This window comes from Allobosea sp. BH3 (assembly GCF_025499465.1).
Classification (GTDB): Bacteria; Pseudomonadota; Alphaproteobacteria; order Rhizobiales; family Beijerinckiaceae; genus Allobosea.
Map to the genome: position 1 here is coordinate 158411 of NZ_JAIMCA010000003.1, position 11835 is coordinate 170245.

Consider the following 11835-nt stretch of genomic DNA (forward strand, 5'->3'; position numbering starts at 1 on the left):
GGCCCGAACCTCTTCGGCTTCACTTATGGGGTCGATCCAAATCATCCGCCCCGACTTGCATCATTGTTTGCAAGTCAGCGAAGCCAAGCTGTTGTAGGAGATGTAACGCACCGGCTGACGGGGGGGCCATGCGTGAAGCCAATCTGACGCTCATCCAGACGTTCTTCATCGTCGCGCGCGACGGCTCATACTCTGCTGCCGCCCGCAAGCTCGGCATGAGCTACCAATCGGCCGCGAACCATGTTCGCCGGCTCGAACAACTGCTGAGCGAACGGCTGGTCGTCTCGGAGCAGGGCGCGAAGACGGTGACCCTGACACCGCGCGGGCGCAGCCTCTACAAGCTCCTGCTGCCCGAGCTCGACACGATGCTGACCCGGCTCGAGCGTACGCTCCAGAAGGAGCGGCCGGTGCTGCGCATCGGCTTGCCGCAGGCGATCTTCTTCTACCTGATGCCGCCGATCCTGGCGCAGTTCCGCGCTCTTTTTCCGCAGGTCGAGATCATCGCTTTCGAGCGCGATACCGCCTTGCCGGAGATGATCCGCGATGGAAGCCTCGATCTGTGCATTACCGAGCGCTATTTCGGCGACCCCAATGTGCCGCAGCACCTTGTCTGCACTTACCGGCCGGCGCTCGTTCTGCCGCGCGAATGGGGAGAGCCACCGCAAGGGGAGGTCAGACAATGGGTTCAGGGGCGCCCGTTCGTGACCTATGAGCCCGGTCAGCTTCTGCGCAACCTCGCCATCGATTATCTGCAGCCGGACGATACCGAGATGGAGATCGCGATCTCGACTTCGGGCAGCTCGAGCGTCAAACGCTGCGTCGAAGCAGGTCTCGGCTACGCGATCATCCCCGCCTGGTGCATGGACGGCAGTGAGACCACAATTACCGCGATTGATCTGCCGGAAATGCCCGAGATTCCCATTTACTTCGGCGAAGCCAGCTTCTTGGCACGGAATCCGTACGTTGTTGCGTTAAGGCAGCTCTGCGTGGGTTTCACGTCAGTGATGGGATGAAGATCCAATCGGCATGCGGCCTGTTTGTCAGGTCGGGGACCCAATAATAGCTCAGGAGAGGCGCACGGTGAGGATTAAATGGGACCACATTCATCTCCGGAGCTCGGATCCGGACGCCGCAGCAGCCTTCTATGAACTGCATTTCGGCGCGGCACACCGCGGCAGGGTGGCGAATGGCGATCAACTCCGCGTCACGGTCGATCTCTCCGGTGTGCTCTTGTTCATCGACCGCGCGGCGGAAGACGCAACCACCTCCGCACCACCGGTGAAGGGGATCGATCATCTGGCGTTTACGGTCCAGAATCTTGAAGAGGCACTGGCGCAATTGAGGCACAGCAACGTCGAGATCATATCCGGTCCGGTCGAAATCAAGCCCGGCGTCAAAATCGCGTTCGTCCGTGCGCCGGATCAAGTCAGGATTGAGCTATTGGAACGGGGCGAAGCCGCTTAGCGTGGCGCGAGGGCGCTATCCAATTACAACAAGCTTGATGCCCGACGCTGCGCTCGCGCGCGACGTTTGCCCTAGCTTCGTTCAGACCGCGGATCGAGCCAGTCTCGAAGCCAATCGCCCAGCAGGTTGACGCTGAGCACGGTCAACATCAACGCGAGCCCCGGCAGCGTGATGATCCACCAGGCGCTGGCGATATAGGTGCGGCCATCGGCCAGCATCCGGCCCCAGCTCGGGGAGGGCGGCTGGATACCGAGCCCGAGGAAGCTCAGCCCCGCCTCGAGCACGATCGTCCGGGCGAGCTCGAGCGTCGCGACGACCAAAGCGGGTGTCAGCACGTTGGGCAGCACATGCCGGATCAGGATGCGCACCGGGCCTGCGCCCATGGCTTTCACCGCCTGCACGAATTCGCGCTCACGCACGGTCAGCACCTGGCCGCGGATGATGCGCGCGTAACGGACCCAGCTCGTCAGCGCGAGAACCGCGATCAGGTTGTGCAGGCTCGGACCCAGCGCTGCGACCACCAGCAGCGCCAGCAGCATCAGCGGGAAAGCGAGCTGGATGTCGACGAGCCGCATCAGGATACGGTCCCACCAGCCGCCGAAATAGCCGGCGATGAGGCCGAGCAGCACGCCGACGATGCCGCCGAGCACCACCGCCGAACCGGCGATGGTCAGGGTCACTCGGCTGCCGGCGATGATCCGGCTCAGGATGTCGCGGCCGAGCTGGTCGGTGCCGAGCGGATGGCTTCCAAGCCCCGTCCAGGAAATGGTCGGCGCCAGCATGCGCGCCCGCAGGTCTCCGCGCGTCGGATCGGGCAGGCCGAGCCAGGGGCCGGCGACGGCCAGCACGAGCAGCAGCACAAGCAGAGTGCCGCCGAGCAGGCCGAGCCAGTTGGCGCGCTGGTGCCGCAGGATGGAGAGCAGGCTCATCGCGATTGCCGGATGCGGGGATCGATCAGGGTGTAGAGCAGGTCGACCAGCAGGTTCACCGCGACGAAGATGGCCGCGACGATCGCGACGCCTGCCTGGACGACGGGGAAATCCTTGGTCTCGATCGCCTGCACGATCAGCCGGCCGACGCCGGGCCAGCCGAACACGGTTTCCGTCACCGCAGCGCCGCCGAGCAGTTCGCCCGCGAGTATGCCGGTCATGGTCACGACCGGGATCAGCGAGTTGCGCCCGACATGCCAGGTGAAGACGCGCCGCGGGCCGAGGCCCTTGGCATAGGCGGTGCGGACATAGTCGTCGCGCATCACGTCGAGCATCGAGGAGCGCAGCAGTCGCGCGATGCTGGCGGTGGTGAAGCAGGCGAGCGTGACTGCCGGGAGCACCAGGTTCTGCCAGGTGCCGTAACCGCCGGTCGGAAGCCAGCCTAGCTGCACAGCAAAGAACAGGATCAGCATGATGCCGAGCCAGAACGAGGGCGTGGCTTGCCCGAGCAACGCGACAAGCAGCACCACCGCCTCGATCAGCGAACCGCGATAGATCGCGGCCAGAGCACCGGCGAGGCCACCGATCAGGATGCCGATCGCGAGCGCGGCGCCGGCCAGCATGGCTGTCGCCGGCAGGCGCTCGAACACGACGTCGAGCGCCGGGCGCCCGAACTGGAAGGACTGGCCAAAATCGCCGCGCAGCGCGTTGAACAGGAAGGTCAGGTACTGCTGCGGCAATGGCTGGTCGAGGCCGAGCTGCGTCCTGAGTTCCTGCAGCTGTGCCTCGCTGGCGCCTATCGGCAGCAGCAGCACGGCAGGGTCGCCGAGCAGGCGCGACACCACGAAGACGATCGTGACGACGCCCCAGATCGCGATCAGCCCCTCGCCGAGGCGGGAGGTCAGATGTGCCGGCACAGATCAGCCTCCATGCTGCCCGGCTCCGTCAGAGCTCGAGACCGTAGATGTCGACCGCGGCCTGGCGCGAGATGCGCTCCTCGCGGAGGTCGCGCTCGACCAGCGCACGGTCGCGCTTCTTCGGATCGCCGAAGCCGCCGCCACCGGCGGCCACCATGCCGACCCACTCGCCCGGCTGCAGGATGCCGGCGCGGCGATCGAGCGGCTTTGCGCCGGGCGAGAGCTCGACGCGGGCGGTGGTGCCGGCCTCGCCGCCCTTCAGCCCGAAGGGCGGTACGATGCTGTTGGTGCCGCCGGCCGAGATGCGGGCCGTGTGGTCCAGCATCTCGACGCGCCGGCGGAGCGTCATGCCGCCGCGATACTGGCCCGCCCCGCCGGAATCCTGCACCAGCTCGTAGCACTTCACCATCACCGGATGCTCCATCTCGAGCGCCTCGATGGGCAGGTTCGCGGTGTTGGTGGTGTTGACCTGCACGCCGTCGAGCCCGTCCTTGTCGGAGCGCGCGCCCATGCCGCCGCCATGCATCTCGTTATAAACGTAGAAGCGACCGGTGCGGGGATGGATGCCGCTGGTGGTGAGCAGCGTGCCGCCGGTCGAGGCAGCCGCGATGCGGTCCGGCACGACATCGACAAGCGCGGCGAAGATCATGTCGACGAGGCGCTGGCCGATATCGGTGCGGCTGTAGACGGCCGCCGGCGGTGTCGAGTTCAGCACCGAGCCGAGCGGCGCCGAGACATGGATCGGCCGATGAAAGCCGGAATTCGCCGGCAGGTCCGGGTCGACCACCGCCTTGACCGCGAAATAGACCGTCGCGAGCGTGGCCGTGTACACCATGTTGATCGGCGCGCGCACCTGTTCCGGCGCGTCCGGGAAGTCGATCGAGATCTCGTCGCCCTCGACCTTGATCACGACCTTCAGGTCGAGCACGCCATCAATCAGGTTGCTGTCGAAGTCGTGGCGGAAGCTGTAGGTGCCGTCCGGGATCTTTGCGATGCCGGCGCGCGTGCGCCGCTCGGTATAGTCGAGCACCTGGGAACCGGCCGCGCGCACGGTCTCTGCACCGTACTTGTCGCAGAGCGCCTGGTAGCGCTGTACGCCGAGGCGGTTGGCGGCCATCTGGGCGCGGAAGTCGTTGATGCGCTCGCGCGGAACTTGGCAGTTGAGCAGGATCAGGTCCATCAGGTCCTGCTGCAGGACGCCCTCACGATAGAGCCTGACCGGGGGAATCCGCAGGCCCTCCTGGAAGATATGGGCGTGGCCGCGGTCGACGAAGTCAGAGTGATGGGCCAGGTTCGTCACCCAGGCGACGAGCTTCTCGCCGTAGAAGATCGGCTCGAGGAAGACGATGTCGTTCAGATGCGTGCCGCCGCCAGTATAGGCGTCGTTGCCGATGAAGACGTCGCCCGGCCGGACCGTCGAGAGATCATGGTTCTTGAAGACGTGCTCGGCGATGCCGAGCAGCGAGCCCAGGTGCACTGGAATATGCTCGGCCTGCGCGATGGTGCGGCCTTCCGCGTCGAACAGCGCGGTCGAGCAATCCTGCCGCTCCTTGATGTTGGTCGAGTAGGCGGCGCGGATGATCGCCTTGCCCATCTCCTCGACGATGGTGGTGAGCGCGCTTCCGATCACCTCAACGGTGATCGGATCGAGTTCGGTCCTGACTTTGTCCAGCATGGGTCAGCCCTCGAGGATCAGGTTGAGATGAGCGTCGACGGTCGCGACCTGTCCCGGCAGGACGAGCGTGGTCGAATCCATCTGGTCGATGATGGCCGGGCCCTTGACCTCATGGCCCGGGCCAAGCAGGGCGCGATCGTAGATCGGGCACTGGGTGAAGCCGCCGGTTTCGGGCAGCCAGACCTCGCGCCAGCCGGCGATGGCATCGTTGCTCGTGCCCGCCGCGGTCGGATAGGCCTTGAGATCGGCCTTGGGTACCAGCCCAACGGCCTCGATGCGCAGCGTCGTAACCTGCACGGGCTCCTCGGCGGCGATGTAGCCATAGACCTGCTTGTGGATGCGCTCGAATTCCTCGCGCAACCGGACCAGCGCGGCCGCGTCGATCGCGCCGGCCGGGCAGGGGACGGTGAGCTCGAAGCCCTGGCCGCCATAGCGCATGTCGATCGAGCGGATCAGCGAACGGCGCTCAGCGGGGATCGTCTCCTGCGCGAACCACTCCTGCGCGCGCTCCTCGAGCCCGGCGAAGCCGCTCTCGATCTTCGGCGCGCCATCCTCGCTCAGCGGCAGCAGGCGGGTCAGCGAGAGATTCGTGCGCAGATCGGTCAGCAGCAGGCCGAGCGCACACATGATGCCCGGATATTTCGGGATGACGAGGCGCGGGATGTCGAGCTCGCGGGCGAGCCGCGCGGCATGGATGGGGCCCGCGCCGCCGAAACCGAGCATGACATAGTCGCGCGGATCGTAGCCGCGCTCGACGGAAATCACCCGGATCGCCTTGGCCATGTTGGCGATGACGACACTGATGATGCCCTGCGCCGTCTCCATGACGCCGAGGCCGAGCTGGTCGGCGAGCCGGCCGATAGCGGCCTTGGCGCGCGCCTGGTCGATCGGCATCCGGCCGTTAAGCAGATGGGTCGGGTTCAGCACCTGCAGCACGACATTGGCGTCGGTGACGGTCGGCTCCTCGTTGCCGCGCCCGTAGCAGACCGGACCCGGATCGGCTGCGGCCGAGCGTGGGCCGACCTTGAGCAGGCCGCCGGCGTCGATATGCGCGATCGAACCGCCGCCGGCGCCGACCGTGTGGATGTCGAGCATCGGCAGCTTCAGCGGATAGCCGTGGACGACCGCGTCATTGGCCATCTGCGGCCTGCCCTGGTCGATCAGCGAGACGTCGGTCGAGGTGCCGCCCATGTCGAAGGTGATGATGTTGTCGAAGCCGGCGCTACCGCCGACCGCGAGCGCGCTGATCACGCCCGCGGCGGGGCCGGAGAGCACGGTGCGGGCCGGGAAGTTCTGCGCTACCTCCGACGAGATGACGCCGCCGTTCGACTGTGTCAGGTGCGGATGGGCGTCGATCCCGATCTCTGCCAGCCGCGGCTGCAGCTTCGAGAGATAGGACTTCATGATCGGGCCGAGATAGGCGTTCACGACCGTGGTCGAAAGCCGCTCGTATTCGCGGAACTCCGGCGCGACCTCGTGCGAAATCGAGACGAAGGCGCCGGGCATCTCCTCGGCCAGGATCTCCTTCACGCGCTTTTCGTGAGCTGGCTCGATGAACGAGAACAGGAAGCAGACCGCGACGGTCGAGATGCCTTCCGCCTTGAGCTTGCGGGCGGCGGCGCGTACCTCGTCCTCATCGAGTGGCGTCAGCACGCTGCCGTCGAAGCGCACGCGCTCCTCGACCTCGAGCCGCTTGTCGCGGCTGACGAGGATACGTGGCTTCTGCGTCTGGATGTCGTAGAGCGAGTCGCGCTTCTGGCGGCGCAGCTCCAGCACGTCGCGGAAGCCCTTGGTGGTGATCAGGCCCGTCTCGGCGCCGCGCCCGACGATCAGCGCGTTGGTCGCGACCGTCGTGCCGTGGCCGAAATAGACCACCTCGACTGGCTGTCCTGCGGCCTTGCCGACTTCGGCCACGCCCTGCTCGATGCCGCCCGCGATTCCCAGCGAGGGGTCCTGCGGCGTGCTCGACACTTTCCACACATGGATCTCGCCATGCGTCTCGTCGAACATGCAGACATCGGTGAAGGTGCCGCCGGAATCGACGCCGACGCGCAGCTTCAGGGCAGTTTGGTCTTGAACGGTCATGACGTGGGTCACTTGGGTTGCTTGGGTCGCGATCCCGGTTGATCGGAAATCAGGCAAAGCAGTCCTGGCGGCGGCCCCGAAGGTCCGCCGCTCGGATGATCGGCTCAGACGGTCTCAGCGCGTCTTGATGTCGATCGCGCGCACCCAGTCGTCACCGCGCGCCTGCCAGGCGATGGACTTCGACTGGGCGTAGGTGATCGGGGTGAAGAACATGAACAGCGAGGGCGAATCCTCGCAGAGCTGCTTGGTCAGCTTGCGGTAGAGCTCGGTCCGCTTGGCCGCGTCATTGGTAGAGCGGGCCGCCTTGGCGCCCTGGGTGAAGCTCTCGCTGCCCCAATAGGACTGCGGATTCTCCGTCTCCCAGAAGTTCAGCAGCCCGCCGGCGTCGAGTGTCGGCCAGCCCAGGCCGAAATAGGCGGAGTCGCCGAGGTTCTTGCCGACGATGTACTTGTTCATGAAGGAGCCGAACTCCATCTCGCGCAGGTTCACTTTGACGCCGACCTCGCCGAGCTGGGAGGCGACGACCTGGGCGATGTCGGAGGCCTGGATGTAGCGGCCGGTCGGCACCTCGAGCTCCATGGTCAGGCCGCTGGCGAAACCGGCCTCGGCGAGCAGCTTCTTGGCCTGCGCCGGATCATAGGCGGCCGGCTTGAGATCGGGGTTGAAGCCGAAATAGACGGAGGAGAGCGGCTGGCAGGCGCTGACTTCGGCCAGGCCGTCGAGCAGCCCCTCATTGATCGCCTTGCGGTCGATGGCGAGATTCAGCGCGCGCCAGAGCTTCGGTTGATCCTTGAAGGGCGCGCGCAGGCCGTTGAGCTTGATGAACATGCCACGCGTGCCGGCGACCGAGCCGGCCTCGACCTTGCCGCCGGCCTTGATCTGCTTGATTTCGGAGGTGGGGAAGCCTGTGATCAGGTCGACATCGCCGGCTGTCAGCGCGGCGATACGAGAGGAATCCTCCGGGAGGATGCGGAAGGTGACGTTGTCGAAGGCCGGCTTCTCGTCCCAATAACCCTTGCGGGCCTTGAGTTCGACGCGATCACCGCTGGTGAAACGCACCAGCTCGTAGGGACCGCTGCCCACGGCCGTTACGGCCGGGTTGTTCTCGGCCGTCCACTTCGGCGGCATCAGCAGGAACATCGACATCTGGTCGGGCAGGTCGGGGTAGGCGCCCTTGCTGAGGAACTCGACGACCGTCGGCGAGACCACTTTGACTTCCGTGATCGCTGCGAACCAGGGCTTGTTGCGCGCCGCGGTCTTGGGGTCGAGCACACGCTCGACATTCCATTTCACGGCCTCGGCATCGAGCTTCTCCCCGTTCGAGAAGGTGACGCCCTCGCGCAGGGTGAAGCGCCAGGCATTGTCGCCGACCGCCTCCCATTTCGTGGCGAGGCCGGGGCGCAGCTTGAGGTCCGGTCCGCGATCGACCAGCGGCGTGTAGATGTGAGCGGCGACGCTGAGGTCGGTGCCGACCGTCGTCGACTTGAAGGGGTCGAGCGTGTTGACGTTGCTCGACAGCGCGATCGTCAGATCGCGTGCCGTTGCAGGAGCCGACAGTGCGAGGGAACTGAGCCCGAAGGAGAGGGCGGCGGCGAGGCGGTGGGCCGAGGCCTGGTTGCGCATGACAATCCCCTGTGTTTATCTTTGGCGCCAATCCTGATTTCATGATTGGCATCTGTCAATGATGTGTCATGGAAGTTTTTGCTCAATTGCGGTGCACCTGCAGGAAGGGGCATCTCCGCCGACCCATTCGTGTGTCGCGAGCATGAATTGCGATCGGGCGGCAAAGCGGGTGATGATGGCCACGAGCATGTTCGGATTCGTCTGCGGAATACGGCGCTGATGACTTTTGAGACCCAACAGGGCGGCGGGATGGATGTCGCAGGGCGTGGCGCGCGCGCTGCCGGCGGCAGTGCATCGCGAGCCCGCGAGCTCGCGAAACTGATCGAGCGGGACATCAGCACCGGCCGGCTCAGCGCCGGCTCCTGGCTCAAGCAGGTTGATCTCGAAGCGCAGTACGGCGCCTCGCGCCTCGACATCCGCCAGGCGCTGGACCGGCTCGAGGAAAAGGGCTTCGTCAAGCTCGAGGCCAATCGCGGCTACCGGGTGGAGACCTTCGACAAGGCACGCTTCCGCAATGTCGTGACGATCCGTGCCGTCCTCGAGGTCGCTGCCGCCGCTGAGGTCCTGACGCATATCGACGAGGCGGGGCTGGAGCGCCTGCTGCTACGCGCCGACGCCTTCGCAGAAGCCGTCAAGGCCGAGACCGTGGTCGCACAGGAGGAGGCGAATTATGCCTTCCACGCTGCAATGCTCGAATACTGTCCGAACAAGGACCTCGTCTCGATGATCTTCGACCTGCGCAGCCGCGTGCCGGTCACCCTGACGCGCGAGAAGAACACCGCGACTCTTCTCGCCCGCACGGTGCGCGATCACTACGAGATCGTCGAATGCCTGCGCGCGCAGGATTCGGCCGGCCTTGCGGCAATCGTTCACCGGCACACGCTGGGCGGAATCGACATCATCTGAAGCATCCAGAGGATTATCCCATGCGCGTCGCCATCATCGGCTCGGGCGGAATCGGGCGCGGCTATGCCGCCTATCTGACCGGTCAGGGGCACGAGCCCGTCATCTGGTCGCCCAGTGGTGCGGCTCTCGCCGATTTCGCCGGCGACGCGCCGTTGGCCGTCACCGGGAAGCTCGAAACCTCGCTGCCATTGCGCGTCGCCCCGGATGCCGCGGCTGCGCTCGCCGGCGCGGAAGCCGTTATCCTCGCGGTGCAGGCCAATGGCTTCAAGACGGTGATCGACGCCATCGCGCCACATCTCGCTGCGGGCCAGACTGTGGTCATCAGCGCCCACTGTTCCTTCGCGGCGCTCTATCTGCACCGTCTGCTGACGGCGCGCGGGCTCGACCTGCCGATCGCGACCTGGGCGACCACGGCGCTCACCGCCCGCAAGAGCGGGCCGCGTAGCGTCCATATCTCGGGTATCCGCGCGAAGCTCGACGTTGCGACCCTGCCCGTGCGCCATGCCGAGGCCGGTCTCGCCATTTGCCGCGCGCTCTTCGGGGATCGCTTCGAGCCGCGCGACGACGTGCTGGCGATCATGCTCAGCAACCTCAATCCACCGGCCCATGTAGCCAATATGCTCGGCAATCTCACCCGCGCCGAAAAGGGCGAGGATTGGCCGAACTACGGCTCGATCACCCAGGGTGTCGGCCGGATCGTCGATGCGATGGATGTCGAGCGGCTGGAGCTGGCCAAGGCCTTCGGCCTCTCGGTCCGCAGCGTGCAGGATCACTATGTCCATTCATTCGGCGTGACGCCCGGGCCGGTCGGCGAGATGGCCGCGGCGGTCTACAAGAACCGTCCGGAGCTGCTTGGCCCCAAGACGCTGGACACCCGCTTCATCACAGAGGATGTGCCCTTCGGTCTCGCCCCCCTCGAAGCACTGGGGGCGGTGACGGACGTCAGGCTGCCGCTTCACCAGGCTGGCATCGCCTTGTTCGATGCGATCTGCGCCCGCGATTTCCGGGCGGAGAACGATCTGCTTCCGGCATTGGATCTAGGCCGGCTTTCGGCTGCGGCGCTGCATAAGGAGCTCCGCGGGGAGTAGGCGCGCGCTCGAGCCGGTCAGTCCCTGACCGGCTCGCCGAGCGTATGCATCAGTCTGTTGGCCCAGCCGAAGATCGAGGCCGACAGGATCAGGTCGAGGATCTCCACCTCCGAGAGGCCGATGTCGCGCAGCGCCGCGATTTCGGCAGGTCCGGCGGCCGGCGGAGATTGCGACAGCTTCACCGCGAAATCGAAGATGGCCTGATGATGGTCTTCGAGCTCTGCCGCGACGCCACCAGCGAAGATCGTCTCCATCACCTCGGGCCGCTTGGTGAGCTGATTGAAGCGCGAGGCGTGGACCGCGACGCAGTAGACGCATGAATTGACGATCGACGCGGCAACGGCGCCGAGTTCGCGCTCCGCCGAGGACAGGCCGCCCTTGCCGTACATGATCGTGTTGAACAGCGGCGAGCGGACCTTCAACGATTCCGGATCATGCGCCAGCGTCAGCACATAGGGCGAGATGCCCTTGCTCGACGGCGTGATCTGCATGGCGTCGCGCTGCTCAGGCGTCGCCTTGTCGAGCTCCACCGGCGTGACATAGGGCGCCCAGCGCGGGACCGTCGCCGTGAATTCATGGACAACCCGGCTCATGCCGCCGCTCCCAGAAGGCGCAGGCCGGCGATCACACGGGCCTGATAGTTGACGAAGGCTGCGAGCTCGGCGAGGCGAACAATGTCCGGCTCGCTGACGCCTGCGGCGATGAGGGCTGCGATATCCTCCTTGCGGGCGTCGCGGGTACGCCGCGTCAGCAGATCGGCATGGCGGATGATGGCGGCGAAGCGCGGTTCGACCGTCAGACTAGCATCCGCTTCGCCAGCCGCGATGGCCGCCAGGGCAGGGGGCTCGCCAGCCTTTGCGAGCAATGTTCGATAATGGGCGACCAGCGCGGGATCGTCGTTCCAGCCGGCCATTCGTGCAGCGAGGGCCGCTCGCTCAGCATGGCTGAGTCCGCCCGGGTCGCGCGGCAGCAGCACGGCGTCGTGGCTGGCCTGGCTCAGCCCCATGATTTCGGCCCGCTGCGCAATCGCGTCGGCGAGCGGCGTACCCGCCTGAACGCCGGCCAGAGTTTCAATCAGCGTCATCTCGTCCTTCCCGCACCGGCTGAGCAGCCCGAAAGGGCAAGCAAGAATCATGCTTGACCTGCAT

11 protein-coding genes are annotated in these 11835 nt (G+C 65.9%); 4 read left to right on the plus strand and 7 right to left on the minus strand.

The window, feature by feature from the left end; translation table 11 throughout:
• Positions 1–128 precede the first annotated feature (128 nt).
• Together BoBH3_RS09700 and BoBH3_RS09705 are read left to right on the plus strand one after the other, a co-directional pair.
• Positions 129–1013: a LysR family transcriptional regulator gene (locus BoBH3_RS09700; protein WP_262330601.1), complete on the plus strand. Its 885-nt coding sequence runs from the start codon at positions 129–131 to the stop codon at positions 1011–1013.
• Positions 1014–1080: 67 nt separating this feature from the next.
• On the plus strand, positions 1081–1464 hold the full coding sequence (locus BoBH3_RS09705) for a VOC family protein (protein ID WP_262330602.1): 384 nt from the start codon (positions 1081–1083) through the stop codon (positions 1462–1464).
• 71 nt (positions 1465–1535) lie between these two features.
• On the opposite strand, the gene BoBH3_RS09710 is transcribed toward BoBH3_RS09705, so the two are convergent.
• The 5 genes from BoBH3_RS09710 to BoBH3_RS09730 all read right to left on the minus strand — a co-directional run bounded on the left by BoBH3_RS09710 (position 1536) and on the right by BoBH3_RS09730 (position 8693).
• Positions 1536–2393: an ABC transporter permease gene (locus tag BoBH3_RS09710; RefSeq protein ID WP_262330603.1), complete on the minus strand. Its 858-nt coding sequence runs from the start codon at positions 2391–2393 to the stop codon at positions 1536–1538.
• Complete coding sequence (locus BoBH3_RS09715; protein ID WP_262330604.1) at positions 2390–3310, minus strand: ABC transporter permease; 921 nt, start codon at positions 3308–3310, stop codon at positions 2390–2392. Before BoBH3_RS09715 ends, BoBH3_RS09710 begins: the two co-directional genes overlap by 4 nt.
• A gap of 28 nt (positions 3311–3338) precedes the next feature.
• Positions 3339–4985 (minus strand): hydantoinase B/oxoprolinase family protein, encoded by a 1647-nt coding sequence (locus BoBH3_RS09720; protein ID WP_262330605.1) that lies wholly within the window; start codon positions 4983–4985, stop codon positions 3339–3341.
• A 3-nt stretch (positions 4986–4988) separates the two neighbouring features.
• Positions 4989–7070 (minus strand): hydantoinase/oxoprolinase family protein, encoded by a 2082-nt coding sequence (locus BoBH3_RS09725; protein WP_262330606.1) that lies wholly within the window; start codon positions 7068–7070, stop codon positions 4989–4991.
• A 114-nt stretch (positions 7071–7184) separates the two neighbouring features.
• Complete coding sequence (locus BoBH3_RS09730) at positions 7185–8693, minus strand: ABC transporter substrate-binding protein (RefSeq protein ID WP_262330607.1); 1509 nt, start codon at positions 8691–8693, stop codon at positions 7185–7187.
• A gap of 219 nt (positions 8694–8912) precedes the next feature.
• Here BoBH3_RS09730 and BoBH3_RS09735 point away from each other — a divergent pair, with 219 nt between their 5' ends.
• Both BoBH3_RS09735 and BoBH3_RS09740 read left to right on the plus strand, forming a co-directional pair.
• On the plus strand, positions 8913–9599 hold the full coding sequence (locus BoBH3_RS09735; RefSeq protein ID WP_262330608.1) for a GntR family transcriptional regulator: 687 nt from the start codon (positions 8913–8915) through the stop codon (positions 9597–9599).
• 20 nt (positions 9600–9619) lie between these two features.
• Positions 9620–10687 (plus strand): NAD/NADP octopine/nopaline dehydrogenase family protein, encoded by a 1068-nt coding sequence (locus tag BoBH3_RS09740; protein WP_262330609.1) that lies wholly within the window; start codon positions 9620–9622, stop codon positions 10685–10687.
• A 17-nt stretch (positions 10688–10704) separates the two neighbouring features.
• Here BoBH3_RS09740 and BoBH3_RS09745 read toward each other — a convergent pair whose 3' ends face one another.
• Together BoBH3_RS09745 and BoBH3_RS09750 are read right to left on the minus strand one after the other, a co-directional pair.
• Complete coding sequence (locus BoBH3_RS09745; RefSeq protein WP_262330610.1) at positions 10705–11280, minus strand: peroxidase-related enzyme; 576 nt, start codon at positions 11278–11280, stop codon at positions 10705–10707.
• Positions 11277–11771: a CMD domain protein gene (locus tag BoBH3_RS09750; RefSeq protein WP_262330611.1), complete on the minus strand. Its 495-nt coding sequence runs from the start codon at positions 11769–11771 to the stop codon at positions 11277–11279. The genes BoBH3_RS09745 and BoBH3_RS09750 overlap by 4 nt, the downstream gene beginning before the upstream one ends.
• Positions 11772–11835 lie beyond the last annotated feature (64 nt).

What these genes read in the sequence shown, in the direction of transcription:
- BoBH3_RS09730 (WP_262330607.1), bottom strand. Translation starts at nt 8,693, where the DNA reads ATGCGCAACCAGGCCTCGGCCCACCGCCTCGCCGCCGCCCTCTCCTTC.
- BoBH3_RS09720 (WP_262330605.1), bottom strand. Translation starts at nt 4,985, where the DNA reads ATGCTGGACAAAGTCAGGACCGAACTCGATCCGATCACCGTTGAGGTG.
- BoBH3_RS09740 (WP_262330609.1), top strand. Translation starts at nt 9,620, where the DNA reads ATGCGCGTCGCCATCATCGGCTCGGGCGGAATCGGGCGCGGCTATGCC.
- BoBH3_RS09745 (WP_262330610.1), bottom strand. Translation starts at nt 11,280, where the DNA reads ATGAGCCGGGTTGTCCATGAATTCACGGCGACGGTCCCGCGCTGGGCG.
- BoBH3_RS09725 (WP_262330606.1), bottom strand. Translation starts at nt 7,070, where the DNA reads ATGACCGTTCAAGACCAAACTGCCCTGAAGCTGCGCGTCGGCGTCGAT.
- BoBH3_RS09710 (WP_262330603.1), bottom strand. Translation starts at nt 2,393, where the DNA reads ATGAGCCTGCTCTCCATCCTGCGGCACCAGCGCGCCAACTGGCTCGGC.
- BoBH3_RS09700 (WP_262330601.1), top strand. Translation starts at nt 129, where the DNA reads ATGCGTGAAGCCAATCTGACGCTCATCCAGACGTTCTTCATCGTCGCG.
- BoBH3_RS09750 (WP_262330611.1), bottom strand. Translation starts at nt 11,771, where the DNA reads ATGACGCTGATTGAAACTCTGGCCGGCGTTCAGGCGGGTACGCCGCTC.
- BoBH3_RS09735 (WP_262330608.1), top strand. Translation starts at nt 8,913, where the DNA reads ATGACTTTTGAGACCCAACAGGGCGGCGGGATGGATGTCGCAGGGCGT.